Annotated in this window: 15 protein-coding genes, 2 pseudogenes and 1 riboswitch; of the genes and pseudogenes, 7 read left to right on the forward strand and 10 right to left on the reverse strand. The window is 70.6% G+C overall.

Annotated features, from left to right (window positions below; genetic code table 11):
* Nucleotides 1–20: 20 nt before the first annotated feature.
* Both F5972_RS39445 and F5972_RS39450 read right to left on the reverse strand, forming a co-directional pair.
* A pseudogene (locus F5972_RS39445) lies at nt 21–182 on the reverse strand (FAD-dependent monooxygenase); the annotation flags it as partial.
* Nucleotides 183–213: 31 nt separating this feature from the next.
* A pseudogene (locus F5972_RS39450) lies at nt 214–453 on the reverse strand (hypothetical protein); the annotation flags it as partial.
* A 129-nt stretch (nt 454–582) separates the two neighbouring features.
* Here F5972_RS39450 and F5972_RS23545 point away from each other — a divergent pair.
* Both F5972_RS23545 and F5972_RS23550 read left to right on the forward strand, forming a co-directional pair.
* The gene (locus tag F5972_RS23545) at nt 583–1062 is read left to right on the forward strand and encodes a SigE family RNA polymerase sigma factor (protein ID WP_150935902.1); all 480 of its coding nucleotides are present in this window, start codon (nt 583–585) and stop codon (nt 1060–1062) included.
* Nucleotides 1059–2246, forward strand: coding sequence for a hypothetical protein (locus tag F5972_RS23550; RefSeq protein ID WP_150935904.1), 1188 nt, complete (start codon nt 1059–1061; stop codon nt 2244–2246). The genes F5972_RS23545 and F5972_RS23550 overlap by 4 nt, the downstream gene beginning before the upstream one ends.
* Before the next feature lie 37 nt (nt 2247–2283).
* Here the strand turns inward: F5972_RS23550 and F5972_RS23555 are convergent, their stop codons facing one another.
* The 3 genes from F5972_RS23555 to F5972_RS23565 form a co-directional block, all read right to left on the reverse strand.
* Nucleotides 2284–2823: a hypothetical protein gene (locus F5972_RS23555; RefSeq protein WP_150935906.1), complete on the reverse strand. Its 540-nt coding sequence runs from the start codon at nt 2821–2823 to the stop codon at nt 2284–2286.
* A 194-nt stretch (nt 2824–3017) separates the two neighbouring features.
* Nucleotides 3018–3653 carry a transcriptional regulator gene (locus tag F5972_RS23560; protein ID WP_150935908.1) on the reverse strand — a complete coding sequence of 212 codons (636 nt, stop codon included), beginning with the start codon at nt 3651–3653 and terminating at the stop codon, nt 3018–3020.
* Nucleotides 3650–4045, reverse strand: a complete 396-nt coding sequence (locus tag F5972_RS23565) for a DNA-binding protein (RefSeq protein WP_150935909.1) — start codon at nt 4043–4045, stop codon at nt 3650–3652. The genes F5972_RS23560 and F5972_RS23565 overlap by 4 nt, the downstream gene beginning before the upstream one ends.
* A gap of 57 nt (nt 4046–4102) precedes the next feature.
* On the opposite strand from F5972_RS23565, the gene F5972_RS23570 reads away from it, so the two are divergent.
* On the forward strand, nt 4103–5350 hold the full coding sequence (locus F5972_RS23570) for a PEP/pyruvate-binding domain-containing protein (protein ID WP_150935911.1): 1248 nt from the start codon (nt 4103–4105) through the stop codon (nt 5348–5350).
* A gap of 102 nt (nt 5351–5452) precedes the next feature.
* The gene (locus tag F5972_RS23575; RefSeq protein WP_150935913.1) at nt 5453–6067 is read left to right on the forward strand and encodes a histidine phosphatase family protein; all 615 of its coding nucleotides are present in this window, start codon (nt 5453–5455) and stop codon (nt 6065–6067) included.
* A 137-nt stretch (nt 6068–6204) separates the two neighbouring features.
* Here F5972_RS23575 and F5972_RS23580 read toward each other — a convergent pair whose 3' ends face one another.
* Nucleotides 6205–7557, reverse strand: coding sequence for a cellulose binding domain-containing protein (locus tag F5972_RS23580; protein ID WP_150935915.1), 1353 nt, complete (start codon nt 7555–7557; stop codon nt 6205–6207).
* Between the two features lie 497 nt (nt 7558–8054).
* Between F5972_RS23580 and F5972_RS23585 the strand changes: the two genes are divergently transcribed.
* A complete protein-coding gene (locus tag F5972_RS23585; protein WP_150935917.1) occupies nt 8055–9038 on the forward strand; it encodes a BtrH N-terminal domain-containing protein in 984 nt (327 codons plus the stop codon).
* Nucleotides 9039–9042: 4 nt separating this feature from the next.
* Here the strand turns inward: F5972_RS23585 and F5972_RS23590 are convergent, their stop codons facing one another.
* The 4 genes from F5972_RS23590 to F5972_RS23605 form a co-directional block, all read right to left on the reverse strand.
* Nucleotides 9043–9786, reverse strand: a complete 744-nt coding sequence (locus F5972_RS23590) for an SAM-dependent methyltransferase (protein ID WP_150935919.1) — start codon at nt 9784–9786, stop codon at nt 9043–9045.
* Between the two features lie 146 nt (nt 9787–9932).
* Nucleotides 9933–10433, reverse strand: coding sequence for a C40 family peptidase (locus F5972_RS23595; RefSeq protein WP_191910284.1), 501 nt, complete (start codon nt 10431–10433; stop codon nt 9933–9935).
* Nucleotides 10434–10562: 129 nt separating this feature from the next.
* Nucleotides 10563–10724, reverse strand: a riboswitch (cyclic di-AMP (ydaO/yuaA leader).
* Between the two features lie 409 nt (nt 10725–11133).
* Nucleotides 11134–12225, reverse strand: a complete 1092-nt coding sequence (locus F5972_RS23600) for a hypothetical protein (RefSeq protein WP_150935923.1) — start codon at nt 12223–12225, stop codon at nt 11134–11136.
* A gap of 71 nt (nt 12226–12296) precedes the next feature.
* Nucleotides 12297–13244, reverse strand: coding sequence for a TolB-like translocation protein (locus F5972_RS23605; RefSeq protein ID WP_150935925.1), 948 nt, complete (start codon nt 13242–13244; stop codon nt 12297–12299).
* 127 nt (nt 13245–13371) lie between these two features.
* Here F5972_RS23605 and F5972_RS23610 point away from each other — a divergent pair, with 127 nt between their 5' ends.
* Complete coding sequence (locus tag F5972_RS23610) at nt 13372–13950, forward strand: helix-turn-helix domain-containing protein (protein WP_150935927.1); 579 nt, start codon at nt 13372–13374, stop codon at nt 13948–13950.
* 74 nt (nt 13951–14024) lie between these two features.
* Entirely contained in the window at nt 14025–14612 is a 588-nt protein-coding gene (locus F5972_RS23615; RefSeq protein WP_150935929.1) for a hypothetical protein, read from the forward strand.
* Nucleotides 14613–14753: the final 141 nt, after the last annotated feature.

Below are 14753 nucleotides of genomic sequence, written 5' to 3' on the forward strand. Positions count from 1 at the left end.
CGCAACGCCACCGCCTCGAACTGCAGGAACATCGTGCGCTCCGGTCGTGACGCCCGGCGTCCGTGGACGGATATGGCGGCCATATCGCGGATCGTGCCTTTGTGGCCGTCGGCGCCGACCAGGTACCGCGCCGTGATCGTCCGCCGCTTCCCCGTCGCCGTGTCGCGAAGCTCGGCGATCATCGCCTCGTCGTCCTGACGGAAGGACACCAGCTCGGCCGAGGAACACGGCGGTGGACAGCCCCGCGAGGCCCGCCCCCACGATCAGTACGGGGGTGTCATCTCTCATGTTCGTCTCCTCTGCTGAATGCACCAGGCCATCGCCGCTCATTTCGGTCTCGGGCCGACCGACCTGAAGTGCCTCAACCTGGCCAGACACGAAACAGAGCTCACGGCGGGACGGCTGGCCGAGCTGACCGGCCTCAGCACCTCGGCCGTGACGGCGCGAGTTCATCCCGACGCTCGTCCGGGACCTCGACTCCTGAGGCTGCCCGAACACTTGTCGTCTCGGCGGATTTCAGAAGATGCAACATTTCGGGGGCCTGGGGCGTCTCAGCCGGGATGAACGAGAGGACTCCCGCCTGTGGATGACGCGCCGGAATTCGCGGACTTCGCCGCCGAGCGGATCGATGCGTTGTTCCGCTACGCCTACATGCTCACCGGCAACCCGCACGACGCCGCCGACCTCGTTCAGGAGGCGATGATTCGGCTGCGCGGCTCATGGCCGCGGGTGCGGCACAAGCACAACCCGGAGAGCTACGTGAGGACCACGATCACCCGGCTGCACATCTCCGTCTGGAGACGGCGCAGGCGCGAGCAGCTGGCATGGGAGGTGCCCGACCAGCCACAACCGGTGGCGGAGCCACCGCCGGACCTCTGGGACGAGCTGGCCAAACTGCCCAAGAGGCAGCGTGCCGTACTGGTCCTGCGCTACTACGAGGACCGATCGGATGCCGAGATCGCCGAGATCCTCGGCATCTCTCCGGGAACCGTACGGAGCCAGGCGTCCCGCGCCCTCGGCAAGCTGCGTGAGACCGTCACCCCGCTAAGGAGCCTCTGGTGAACGACGTCGAAGAGGCGCTGCGCCGTACGTTCGCGCGTGCGGAGGCGCGGATCCCGGCCACGCCGCCGGATCTGCTGCGCCAGGTGACCGAGGGGCGGACCCGGCGCGGACGCCGTGGGCTGGTGCTGGCGACCGCGATGGCCACCTGTCTGGTGATCTGGGCGGCGACAGCCGTGACGTGGCGGGCTCCCCACCCGTCACCCGCCGTCACTGCCAAGCCCACGCCCCGCATTCACGAGCCACGGATCCACGAACCACGGATCGTGAAGGAGATCGCGCCGCCGCTGGAACAGGCGCTGCCTTCGGTGGTCGCGAAGGTCCCACTGAAGGTCCCCAACGGTAAGGCCTTCACGCCGAAGCTGTTCATCGACGCACGCACCCTGCTCGGGTACGTGGCGAAGAAGGGCTACGATCCAGCGCCTGAATTGTGGGCTTATCACCTGGAATCGCAGACCTTTCGGCGCCTGGCCGTCATCGGCTATCCCATCGCGCCGGTGGACTCGCCGGCGGTGGGCGAAGGCGTGATCGTCTGGTTCGAATACGCGGGCCGGGACATCCGCATCATGGCGATTCCGGCGACCGGGGGAGCCCCCCGTACGGTGGTCTCGTTCCCGGCCGAGCTCGATGTGGACAAGGTGAACGGTGACACGATCTACGGTGTGGACCTGGCCGTCGGAGACGGCAGGATCTTCTGGTCGTCGGCCAAGTCGGGGGGCGTCAACCAGGTTCCGGTGACGGGTGGCGAGCCGTCGCCCGTCCCGGGCACGAAGGGGTTGCATCTCTTCTCCTGGCCCTGGGCGGGGCGTCCCCTCGACGGTCCGGGGGCCATGGCGAATCTGCTCAACCTGAGCACCGGGGAGCGGCTCGACGATCCGGCGCAGGCGGAGTGCAATGTGACCTGGTGCGTCACCGACAGCCAGGCGATCCGCCGCGACGGTGGCCAGGTGCTGGACCTGCCGGGCGACAACCCCCGGTCGATCGTGGCCGACCGCTTCGTCCCCCTGAGCCAGACCGACAAGCAGGGGCGCAAGGCCTCAGTGATCTACGATCTGGCCGCGGCACGGGCCGGCAGGCTCTGGATGCAAAACGACCGCAAGGCGTCCACCACCCTCTACGTCAGCACGGAGATGATCTACTTCAAGCGCGGTGACAAGTGGGCGGTCATCCACGACCCGGACCGCTAGCACCGGCCGGGCCGGACGGCCCGGCCGGCTCGGCCGATCAGTAGGAGCACTGCACCACGACGTCGTCGAGATCGACCTCCGCGTTGTGCCAGTACGTGGCCCGCTGCACGACGGCGAACCGCAGCACGACGTCGGAGCGTTGCGCCGTCCAGCTCACCGTCTGCTGTTCCCAGCCGTGGACCCAGTCCTGGGTGATCGACTTCAGCGCGATGTACGTCCACGTGTCGGGGTCGATCACCTCCAGGTTGAACTGGGCCCACTCGCCCCACAGGTCCGTCCAGACGCCGGCCGTGCATCGCGCCCCGGGATGAACGCTCACCGGCGTGAGGGTGATGGTCCGCCCGAGCGCGCACCAGTCGCCGTTCGTATAGGCCGCCATGGCGGCCATGCCGCTCCCCGTACGCGGCGTGTTCGACGCGCTGCCGAACACCGGCCCGCTGCAATCCCCGCTCGCGGTGAAGGTCCATCGGGACGCCGGATTCGTCGACGGCTCGAACCCGTCGGTGAGCTGCCAGACACCCGCGGACGCGGGCCCCGACGGCACGAGAATCGCCGCGGCGGCGATGACGGCCGCCATCAACACACGAGAGAACGCTGACCGCATTCGTGAACTCCACTTCTCGACCCGAAACCAAGAGAGATGGTTCACGTCGAGAGGGCGCAACTCGCGACGACACCGTCATTGTGGCTGCTGCCGCGGAAGTGTCAAGAGGGGATAAATGGGGGTGAACAGTTCAGTTTCCGTCCGCGAATTGAGCCGGGACGGCGGGATCAGGGTTCCGCGCCGCGGTCGAGACCGAGCGTGGCGATGAGGTCCTCGTGGAGCTCGAACCAGACACGATGGCAGGAGTCCAGGCCGGTCTGGTCGACCCAGGCGCCGTCGCCGGCCCGGGCACGCGCGAGGGCCGCGGTGAACCGTGTGTCATATCCACGGAAGCGCGTGAGGACGCGAGCGAGCCGGTCCGCGAGCGGCGTGAGCGCCCGTTCGACGCAGGCGAGCTCATGGAGCACTCCGGCGTCCCAGGCGGGATCGGAGTGGTCGTTGACGGCGAGCCGATCACCGGCGGCGGGCCGGAGCTGCCAGTCGGTGCAGGCCTGCAGCAGGAGGCCGTTCAGCGGGAGGAACCTGCGGTAGACGTCGCGGACCTCGTCGGCGGCGCCGACGCGGGCGAGCTCGGCCGCGAGCTCACGCTCGTTCTCGGCCCGGCCCTGCTCGGTCAGCGACCAGCCCGCGGCGCCGGCGAAGGCGCTGTGCTCGACCCAGCCACGGGCCTCGGCGTCGCGCAGCACCTCTTCCGTCGTGACCGCGTCGAGCCCGTACCGGCGAGCGAGCACCGGGGTGTCGGCGAATCCGGTGACGCGTACGGCGTGCAGGACCAGGAGGCCGGGCGTGGAGTCGCGCGTCACGACTCGGCGTCCTGTCGTGCCGCCAGGCGGGTGTAGTGCTGCTGGCACGCCTGCGGAGAGTTGAACCCCATCACGTGTGCCATCTGCGCCCAGGTCAGACCCGCGCTTCGGGCGATGAAGAGCAGGGCGGATTCGAGTCCGTCGACCTCGGCTCGTGCGGCGGGCAGGAGGGCGAGCGCGCTCAGGATGTCCTCCGGGTTCAGGTCGGCGTTGCGCCAGACGGCGAACTGCGCGAGGTCCACCGCCGACGGCGGGGCGGGTGGGGGTCGCCACGGGCGGGCGTCGAGCGCGTTCGCGCCCAGGCGCAGAAGACGCTCGCGCGCGTCCCTCTCACGCTGGGCCTGGACGTGGTCGGCGCGCGCGCTGTGAGCCATGTCGTCCTTGCGTTCCATGGGTCTCACAATGCACAATCAACAAATTGTTGTCAATCTTATGTTGAAAGGAGCCGGGTGATCGTACCCCTCATGGAGGCCGCCGCCGGCACCTGTGGAGGCAAGGCCGGCGCACTCGGAGCGTTGCTCCGCGCGGGTCTGCCGGTGCCCGAGGGCTTCGTCGTCCCGTTCGCCGCCTACCGTGACGCCACCCGCGACCTGGACCTCGGGCGGTTCCTCGACGTGCCGGACGACGCCGACGCGGCGCGGCGGACGATCGGATCCCGCCCGGTCCCCGAGGCCGTCGTCGACGCGCTGGGGCGAGCGCTCGGCGAGATCGGCGATCCGCCCGTGGCCGTCAGATCGTCGGCGGCGGGCGAGGACACCGGCCGGGCGTCGGCGGCGGGTCAGCACGAGAGCTTTCTCGCCGTTCAGGGAGCCGGCGAGGTCGCCACGGCCGTACGGGCCTGCTGGGCCTCGCTGTTCTCCGCGTGTGCCGTCGCCTACCGGGCCGCCTCCGGCCGCGCCGGCGATCCGCCTGACGATCTTCTGATGGCCGTCATCGTGCAACGCCATCTGGACGCCGAGGTGTCCGGAGTCATGTTCACCCCCGCGGACCCCGGCGACGTGACCCGGATCGAGGCGTCCTGGGGCCTCGGCCCGAGCGTCGTCGAGGGCAGGGTCACCCCTGACGCCTACCGCGTCGCCGCGGACGGGTCGGTCACCCGCGCCGTCGCGGACAAACGGCGGCGCCTCGACCGGCGCGGCACGCGGCTCGTGGTCGATGACGTGCCCGCCGCCGCGCGGAACCAGCCGGCGGTCGACGACGCGACCGCCACGCGGCTGGCCGCGCTGGGCAGGCGGATCGCCGCCGTACTCGGCGGTCCGCAGGACATCGAGTGGGCGATCGCCGACGGCCGTGCCTGGGTTCTGCAGGCACGGCCGGTCACCGCCGCACCCCCACCGCTGGTATCGCCGTCCGGCGTCTCCGGCCTTCCCTCCGCCACGCTCACCGGTACGCCGGGCAGCCGCGGGACCGTGACCGGAACCGCGAGGATCGTCCGCGGTCGCGGCGACTTCGCGCGCGTACGCCCGGGCGACATCCTCGTCTGCCCCTTCACCGACCCCGCGTGGACGCCGTTGCTGCGCGTCGCCGCCGGTGTCGTCACCGAGATCGGGGGCGTGCTTTCGCACGCCGCGATCGTCGCCCGGGAGCACGCCATCCCCGCCGTCCTCGGCATCCCGGACGCGACGAGCAGGCTCCGCGACGACACCGTCATCACCGTCGACGGCACCGCCGGCACCGTCACGGCGACGGACGCGTGACCGGGCATCGCCGAGCGCGCCCAAGCATTCCGCCGAACCCGTACGCACCGACAGAAAGGAGAGGGGAGAAGGGCCCGCACGGGCCCCGGCCCCTGACCCCTTATGACGATTCGACGCCTCTACCTGGCACGCCACGGCGCGGCCGACGCGTTCGGGCGGCTCACCGACATCGGGCGCACGCAGGCGGGCCTGCTGGGCGAACGGCTCGCGGGCGTGCCGGTCGACGCCGTGTGGCACTCTCCGCTGCCACGCGCCGCGGCGAGCGCGCACGAGCTCGCCCGTCATCTGCCGGACGTGCCCGTGACCGAGGCCGCCGAACTCGTCGACCATGTGCCCTACGTTCCCAGCGCGGCCGAGACGCCCCCGTCCTGGGCCGGCTTCTTCGACGGCTACGACGACGCCGAGGCGGCAGCGGGCCAGAGGCTCGCCGAGGCCCTGGTCGCCAGGTTCGCGAAGGCTCCCGGCCCGGCCACGCAGGGGGCCCGGTCCGAGACGAACGAGGTCCTGGTGACGCACGCCTACCCGATCGCGTGGCTGGTGCGGCACGCGCTGGACGCGCCGCCCTCCCGGTGGCTCGGGCTGAACAGCGCCAACACCGCACTGACGGTCATCGAGTATCGCAGCGGCCTGCCGCCCACGATCGTGATGTTCAACGACATGAGCCATCTCCCGGCCGGCCTGCGCTGGACCGGGTTCCCCGGAGGCGTCAGGCCGTGAGGCGGCTACGGTCCGGGTGGACATCGATGCCGCGCGAGCCGGACCGCGTCGCCCTCGCGGTCGTCCTCGCGGTCGTACGCCCGGCCGCGTGCGGGGGGGGCGCCCGGGCGGGCGCCACCCCCGGTGGTCATCGCCGGTCAGGCGATGGTGCAGGGGCTCCCGTTGAGGGTGAACGAGGTGGGCTTGCCGGCGTTGCCGGTGTGGTTGGCCTGGAAGCCGACCTCAGTCGTGCCTCCGGGCGCCAGCGTGCCGTTGTAGCTCATGTTCTTCGCGGTGACCTGGCCACTGGTGGGCGAGTAGGTGGCGTTCCACCCGCTGGTGATCGTCTGCCCGCCGGGGAGCGTGAAGACGAGCGACCAGCCGTTGATGGTGGAGGAGCCGGTGTTGGTGATGGCCAGGTTCTCCGTCAGGCCGTTGTTCCACGCGTTGACCGTGGCGGTGACGCGGCAGGCGCCCGTTCCGCCGCTGGGCGACTGGGACGGGGACTGCGACGGCGACTGCGACGGCGACTGGGAGGGGGACTGCGACGGGGACTGCGAGGGCGAAGCCGAGGGAGACGTCGTCGGACCGGACTGGAACTGGGTGAAGAACTTCCACACCTCCGCGGTCGTCCAGGTCCTGGCACCGCTGGTGGAGGTGGACCCGTCGTTCGGGGAGGGGGTGTGGTCCCCGTCGAACGCGGCCCAGACGACCGGGTATCCGGCCCGGCATCCCGAGTAGGCGGTGATGATGTGCGTCAGGCTGCCCTGCGAGGGTTCCCGCGGGCTCTGGGGCGTGCAGCCGTTGTTCGAGACGAACCTGTCACGCAGCGACCGTCCCTGGGAGATGTTGAGCACCGAGTCGTGGATGCCGTGGATTCCCATGTACGCGACGGGCTGCGTGCCGCCGTTGCACCCGCTGAGCTGCGCGCCGGAGTAGACCGCGACCGCGCGGAAGACGGTCGGCCGGGCACAGGCGACCGCGAAGCTCATCGCGCCGCCGTAGCTCCAGCCCAGGGCGAAACGCTGCGTCGTGTCGACGCAGAGATTGCTCTCGACAAGCTTCAGCATGTCGTCGGTGAAGGTCAGGTCCTCACCGTTGGAGTTGCCCCAGCCGTTGTTGATGCCCTGCGGCGCGATGAAGATCGTGCTGTTGTTGGAGACCTGCTTGAGCCCGTAGTAGGCCCAGACGGCTCCGTCCGATCCGCCCGAGTCGACGATCTGGGCGGTGCCGTTCAGCCAGTGGTACGCGATGATCAACCGGTAGGGACGGGTGTTGTCGTAGTTGTCGGGAATCCGCAGGATCCAGCTGCGATTCTTGCCGCTGGTCGTGATCGTCTGCGAGCCGCTTCTGAGGGTCGGGGTCTTACCGCATCCGGCGGTCGTCGCCGCGGCGGCGCTCGCCGAGGACGTCTTGGCCGAGCCGAGGCTGTCGCTCAGCGCCGTTTGCCCGGTCGCCAGAACGAGAAGCGCGGCCGCCGCGACGGCGGCGAAGATGGATTTCTGTCTCAATTTCACGCAACTCCCTTTACCATTCGAAAATCCACGTGCGTCGACAGGACAGTTATTTGTTTTTCCTTCGTCCGGCAGGGCGTCCGCGGCCGGCCTGTGCAGGTCGGCCGGGCGGTCTTCCCGGATTCAAATGCAAGTGAGCCCACCCGTCAGTCGACCCGGGGCGGCACGCTCCGCCCGGCGTTGGGTCCAGTGCGTGTTAGCGCTAACAGCAGCCGGGGGCAGCCAGGGGCTCCTCTCTAACGGGCGACTGGTGGTGGTGGTGAACCGGAGCAAATAAGAAGTCATGCGACATGTCAAGGATCTTGTCTTCGGTCCGGCGGCCCCTCTCCGGTGCGCGTCCATTCATTCGGTTTTTGACCAGGGAAAAGGCCGCGGCCGCCGGCGCCGCCTCGATGTAAATTTCATCGCCGCCGGTTTCGTGGGAAGCGGGCCGGATGGCCGATCATGGAGGTGCCGGGAGACCGTTCGCCCGGCCGGCATGAGGAGAGCGACGCATGACCTTCGTGAAGGATGTCGAGGCCCGTGGCACGCACCACTGCGAGACGACGGCGCTGGGGGTGCTGTTACGGCATGAAGGGCTCGACCTGTCCGAGCCCATGCTGTTCGGACTGGGGTCGGGCCTGTCCTTCGTCTACTGGGACAGCAAGGCCATGCCGGTCCCGTTTCTCGGGGGCCGGGTCAAGCCGTTCGAACTCACCAGGAACCTGGCCGCCAGACTGGGGCTGACGCTGGTGACCGAGGAGACCACCTCGCCACGTAAGGCGTGGGAGAACGTGGCCGCGTCCGTCGACGCGGGCCGGCCGGTCGGCCTCCAGCTCGACTGCTACCACCTGGACTACTTCCGCACCAAGGTGCACTTCGGCGGTCACGTCGTCGCGATGTACGGCTACGACGAGCACGAGGTCTACCTGGTGGACACCGGCCCGCAGGGCGGAGCGGTGCGCACCAGCCGGGCCGGCCTCGCCAGGGCACGGGCCGAACGCGGCCCGATGACCGGCAGGAACCGGTCCTTCACCATCGCCCTGCCGGAGCGCCCGCTCTCCTGGCAGGACCAGATCATCCCCGCCGTCAGGGAGTGCGCCGGCGCCTTCCTCGCCGCTCCCATCGCGAACCTCGGCTACCGCGGCATCGAGAAGGCCGGCAGGCTGGTGCCCGGATGGCTGCTCCGCGCCGCCGAGCCGCGGCGGGACCTGCCGCAGGCCGCTCTCCTCATGGAGCGGGGCGGCACCGGCGGCGGCCTGTTCCGCGCCCTCTACCGCGACTTCCTCGACGAGTGCGCCTCGCTGATCGACGACGGCCGCCTCCGCACCGGCCACCGGCTGTACGCCGAGGCCGCCGGCCTGTGGACGGAGGTGGCCACCTTGATCGAGAAGGCGGGGGAGAGCGGTGACGCGGGACACCTGGAGCAGGCCGGCGTCATCCTCCACGATCTCTCGCGCGTGGAGAAGGACGCCATGGAGGTGCTGCGTCAGCTGTAGGGGGTCAGTTTCTGCGCTGGAGGAGGAGCGTGACGAACCCCAGGACACCCCGATAACCGCGCAACCACATGTCGCGGTGCTCCAGAGCCGCCGTGCGGGCGTCGGCGGCGTCCGGGCCGGGATGCTCGTTGGCCCAGCGCAGCAGCGTGCCCGTCCAGGACCACTCGTACTCGTCCCATTCGGCCAGGTCGCTGGTGTACGCATAGACCACGTCGAAACCGGCTGACTCGGCGGCGGCGACGGTGCCGGGCAGGTCGAGGAACTCCGACTTCGTGGCGCCCAGGCGGGTGAGCGCCTCCTCGGTCGGCTCGCGCTCCCAGAACCCCTCGCCCACCAGCGCCAGCCCGTTCGGCCGCAGATAGCGGCGGACGTGCTCGACGGTCGGGCCGAGCCCGCCGAAGGCGTGCGTGGCCCCGACGCAGAGCACCAGGTCGTACTGCTCGGCGACCGGGAAGTCGGCGGCCGGGCGCTCGTGGAAGCGGATGCGCTCCCAGACGCCCTGGACCTCGGCCGCGTGCTCCGCCGCCTTGAGCCCGTGCGCGTCGATGTCGACGCCGTCGGCGGTCGCGTCCTGGTAGAGCGCCAGCGCGCGCAGCGTCCAGGCGCCCTCGCCGCAGCCGAGATCGAGGATCCTCGCCCCCTCGGCCAGCCGTGCCCGGCGCAGCAGCCGGGTCACGTTGGCGCCGGAGACCGGCGCGGCGATGGGGTGGTCCCGATGAGCGAGATGGCTGATCAGCTGGCGATCCATGGCCCAATACTTCCGCATCCCCGGATGCTTTCGGCAAGCCGAATTCGCCCCGGCGGGCGGCGTGTCGCCGCCGCGGCCGGCCTCCGGCGGAGACGCCGGCACAGGGGACCGGACATCTCCGCCGAGGACGTGCCATGACGCCTGCGTCACACGCCGGGGCGTACGGCGGCGACGAAGTTGCTCCTCCAGTAGCCCTTGAGGCGGTCGACCCTGACCACCGCGCCGGAGTGGGGAGCGTTGATCACCTTCTTGTTCCCTATGTACATGCCCACGTGGCCGCCGCCGCTGGTGAAGATGAGGTCACCCGGCTTGAGACGCGCCAGGGAGACCCTCTTCTTGACGGCGCTGAGGATGGACCACGTCGTACGCGGGATCTTGACGCCGGCCTTGCGCCAGGCGAACTGGACCAGCCCGGAGCAGTCGAACGCCCGCGGGCCCGTGGCGCCCCAGACGTAGGGATCGCCGAGGTGCTTTCTCGCCACCTTGATGGCCTGCTCGGCCTTCTCCTGCTGGAGAGCGGCTTTGGTGAGCTTCGTGTCCACGGAGGCCTCCGCGGGGGTGGCGGCGGCCTGTCCGGCGTACGGGGTGAACGCCGTGACGGGAGGCTCGGGCGGGATGGCCGTCGAGTCCGGGGGCGGGGCTGTCACGGTCCCCGTGACGGCGCCGGCGGGGAGTGCGCCGAAGCCTCCCAGGGAGACGGTGAGCGCTGCGCTACTCAGCGTGACGCAGGCAGCGCGAAGCAGGGTGGTGGGGTTGGCGGACAGGGGATCTCTCCTAGAGTCTTCCGCTTGCGCCTACCGGGTTAGCTGACGGATTCGGGCAGGGAAGTCGCCCTACGGCGCTGGGCGCGCCGATTCACCCCAGACCTTCGGGTCGAAGGTCGATTGGTTCCCCGGTTCCGGGCCTCCTTGCTGGCCCGGATTCGGCATCACCGGCGCCCAGGGGGGGCGGGAGAGCACATGGCGACGGTGACAGTGGATGCGCTTTCCGAACACGGCCTGGCCGGGTTCGTTGGGCAAGGAAACTACCAAGACACGCCATATTGGCGCAAAGGGTGCAAATCGGATTATGATCGCATAAAGGGATCATAAGGCGAGAATCCGCAGGTCAGGAGGCGTTGCAAAGTCGGCGAACGTGACGCGCGTCACACTCGTCCAAGCGAGGCCGGGGGGCCGCGCCAGACGGGGACCTGCGCGGCGAGCCCACGAAGCGGGCGCGCCGGAGCCACCCGAAAGGCGGAGACCCGCGCGGCGGGACCTGTGAGGCGGACACGCCGTGGGGCGGAGAACCCCACGGCGGCGGACGCGCCGCGGGGGGACGGAACCGGCCGCCGGTGACGTCAGCGGGTCACGGCGTGCGCCAGAACGTGCCGTTGGCCGAGGGGTCGTCGGGGTCGCCCTGCGGGACGCTGAAGCCCGCGCCCCACATCGTCGCCGTTCCCGGCCTGCGGGCGACGGAGAACACGACGGCGTCGGTGCCGGACTTCCGGACGAGCCGGGCCTGCCGCCACGTCGAGCCCGTGACCTGCCACAGGGTCGGGTTCCAGCTGCCCTGCAGGACCCAGACGCCGCCCCTGCCGTCGGGCTCCACCTCGGTGTACGGCTGGGCGTTGGCGGTGCCCATGGAGACGGTCCACGACCTGCCGTTCCAGTGCATCACCAGGGTGCGGCCGAAGTTCACGTCGTCGCCCTGCTCGTCGGCGCCTTCCCAGCTCACCCCGCCGACGACCCACACGTTCTTCGAGCCCACGACCGCGATGTCCTGGATGGTCACGACGGCGTCCCGCGCGGGAACGGCGGGAGCCGGCGCCGGGACCAGGGACCAGGACCTCCCGTTCCATCGCATGATCGAGGGCTGGTTGCCCTTGACGCCCGCCGCCCAGGCCACGCCGGCCTTGTACGCGTCGACGGCGGAGGCGCGGCCCGGCAGCCGGACGCTCCTCCAGGACGACCCGGTCCAGTGCCTCGCCGTGGCGGACGACGCGGCGACCGCCCAGATGTCCTTCGCGCCCGTCGCGTCGGCGTCCGTCGCCGAGAAGCCGCCGCCCAGCGAGCGCGTGGTCCACGCGCGGCCGTTCCAGCGTGCCGCCCTGCCCTCGCCGAAGACCCACACGTTCGTGCCGGAGGTGGCCGTCACCGCCCGCAGTTCGTACGGCGGGCTGTTCGGGACGACCCGCCAGGATCGGCCGTCGAACCGCTCGACCAGCCCCCGCTGTCGGCCGTTCACGACCCGGTGCCCGGCCGCCCACACCGATCCGTCGCCCAGGACCGTCACGTCGTTGAGCACGTCATCTCCGGGCAGCGTGTTCACCTTGGCCGGCTTCCACGCAGGCACGGGCGCCTCCGCCTGGTAGCCCTGGTGGGCCGCACCGGACGCGGCCGCGGGCGGCACGCTCGCCAGGCCGAGAACCATCACCCCTGCGAAGACTGCGGTACGCATGACGCTCCCCTCCGTTCGCCCATATGACGTCCAATCGAGGACATTCGTTCACCGAACGGCCACAGGGCTTCTCAGGAGTCCCTGCGCTTCCTTTCCGTCCACGCCTCGTACGTGCTGTCTCCGGGGAGCACCCAGACCGTCGTGTCGGGCCTAGCGATCTTCCGTAGCGGTGTCGCCCTGCCGGTCGCCGCCGAGACCCGGTAGATCGTCACCCCGGCCCGGGTCCTGGACCGGACGATCAGGTGGTCCGCCCGGTCGAAGGCGAGGTCGTCGACGTACTGCCCGCGCGGCAGCCGTACGGTCACCGTGCGGCTCGTGCGGCCGGTACGCAGGTTGAGCAGGCGCACCTGGCGATAGTTCGGCCATCTGCCGACCAGCGCCGCCACCGTGACGTGGTCGTTCGCCAGCGCCGTCGCGGACAGCCGCGTCTTGCGGCTCACCCGCGCACGCAGGGTCCGGTCGAACACCGTGAGCCGATCCTCCTGGGCCAGGAGCAGCCGCCCGCCGTCCGGGCTGAATCCCAGGAAGCTCCACGTGTCCGTGCGTCCGGGAGGCGGCAGCACCTTGCCCTTCCGCAGGTCGGCGAAGATCCCCACTCCCGGGCCCGAGGTGGTGGTGACCACGTAACCGCCGTCGTCCGACACGTCCGGCCACTCCTCGCCGATCGAGAAGGCCGTGAGCCGGCGTGACACCACGTGTTCCGCGCCGCGCACGGTCCGCTCGACGAACACCCCGTCCGACCTGCGGAAGTAGAAGATGTGCCGGCCGTCGCGGCTGACCAGGAAGGGCGCGGGCACGCCGGGGTTGACCGCGTCGGCGGGCGCCTTCGTGAGCGCTTCCGGCACCTTCACCACCCGCCCGTCGGACAGCACCAGTTCCCAGGCCTGTGTCCGCTTCGCGTACGCGATCGTGGCGGACGTGGCCGGCGCGTCGGCAGCCGCGGGCGGCGTGGCGAGTGGCACGACGGTCAGCGGCACGACGGTCAGGAGAAGCGCGGCGAGAGCCGTACGAGAACCCATGTCCCATGAGATGCCGGAAATCGCGTGAATGTTGCCGCCAAGTCGGCGTACGCCCCTGTGGTCCGGCGGCGCGGGCGCCGGACATGGCGCGCTCCTCCGTGCGGATTCGACAAGTAGCATTGCCGGCATGGCAAACGACGACGCCGCCGTCCTGGCCTCCGTGGGCGCCCGGCTGCGGGCGCTGCGCAGGCAGAACGGCAGCACGCTGAGCCGGCTCGCGGAGTCCACCGGCATCTCGGTCAGCACCCTGTCACGCCTGGAGTCCGGCGAACGCAAGCCCACGCTGGAGCTGTTGCTGCCGCTGGCGCGGGCCTACCAGGTGCCGCTCGACGAACTCGTCGGGGCGCCGCCGGTCGGCGACCCCCGGGTGCGGTTGAAGCCCATCACCCGCTGGGACTCGACGATCGTGCCTCTGACCCAGCACCCCGGCGGGCTGCAGGCGTACAAGATGATCCTGCCGGTGGAGCGCTGCGAGCCCGAGCCGCGTACGCACGAGGGTTACGAGTGGTTGTACGTGCTCAACGGGAGGCTGCGACTGGTGCTCGCCGACCACGACATCGTGCTCAAGGCGGGGGAGGCCGCGGAGTTCGACACCCGGCTGCCGCACTGGTTCGGCAGCACCGGCGAGGCGCCGGTGGAGGTCCTCAGCCTGTTCGGCACCCAGGGCGAACGCATGCACGTCCGGGCGAAACCACGCGGCGCGTAGGAGACGCCCGCCGAACCGTCGCGGGGAGGAACAGCGACTAGGCGCTCCAGGCGTGTGGCTGGGACACTGACCCGGTGAGAGGCCGATGGGTCACAGTGGCGGTCCTCGGACTCGCCTGCCTGAGCGCGTGCGGGTCCATAACGGCCTCCTCCGGCGTGGACATGGGCCGCCTGCGGGCGCTGGGGGTCGCGCCCGACCTTGTCTATCTCGTCGACCTGCCGGAATACGAGATGGCCGAGCAGTCCATGGGCGGGGTCGGCGAGGAGGGGTTCGGCGTCTTCTACACCGCGCCCGGTGGGCGTCAGGTGGAGCTGCGGGTCGACCGTGGCTCCTTCGGTGACGACGTGTGCCGGAGCACTCCGATCAACCTCGCCACGCCTCCGGACGCGCTGGTCCTCTGCATCCACGACGAAGTGGGCTGGTATCGGATGGCCGGCGACCGTCACGAGTACGTCGCGCTCCGGGGAGACGTCCTCATCAAGCTGAGCGGAGGGGTGACGGACGTCAGCCGGGCGGCGCTGAAAGCGGCCGTCACCGGCGCCCACCGGGCCGTCGGCGACGGGAAGGCCGGCACCACGCCGCCCCGCGTGCCGGTGGAACGAGGTGACCTTCCCACGGCGGGCGACGGCGCGCCGGGGGGCGAGGTCGGCCCGGGCGGCTGACCGGCGGATGGACGGGTTTTCCACCACGATCCGGAGCTGAAAGTTTCACATCCTTCCCGTGTACGGAGGCCCCGGTGGCGGTGCTCCGGGCACAGTTCAGGACGGGTGGCCCGGGCGCGTGACGCCGCCGTGGCGCGGGCC

The organism is Microbispora cellulosiformans (assembly GCF_008728085.1).
In the GTDB taxonomy this organism is placed as follows: Bacteria; Actinomycetota; Actinomycetes; order Streptosporangiales; family Streptosporangiaceae; genus Microbispora; species Microbispora amethystogenes.

Coding starts and splice junctions, on each gene's coding strand:
- F5972_RS23555 (WP_150935906.1), bottom strand. CDS start 2,823: ATGGCGGCCGTCATCGCCGCCGCGGCGATTCTCGTGCCGTCGGGGCCC.
- F5972_RS23565 (WP_150935909.1), bottom strand. CDS start 4,045: ATGGAACGCAAGGACGACATGGCTCACAGCGCGCGCGCCGACCACGTC.
- F5972_RS23575 (WP_150935913.1), top strand. CDS start 5,453: ATGACGATTCGACGCCTCTACCTGGCACGCCACGGCGCGGCCGACGCG.
- F5972_RS23585 (WP_150935917.1), top strand. CDS start 8,055: ATGACCTTCGTGAAGGATGTCGAGGCCCGTGGCACGCACCACTGCGAG.
- F5972_RS23590 (WP_150935919.1), bottom strand. CDS start 9,786: ATGGATCGCCAGCTGATCAGCCATCTCGCTCATCGGGACCACCCCATC.
- F5972_RS23600 (WP_150935923.1), bottom strand. CDS start 12,225: ATGCGTACCGCAGTCTTCGCAGGGGTGATGGTTCTCGGCCTGGCGAGC.
- F5972_RS23605 (WP_150935925.1), bottom strand. CDS start 13,244: ATGGGTTCTCGTACGGCTCTCGCCGCGCTTCTCCTGACCGTCGTGCCG.
- F5972_RS23610 (WP_150935927.1), top strand. CDS start 13,372: ATGGCAAACGACGACGCCGCCGTCCTGGCCTCCGTGGGCGCCCGGCTG.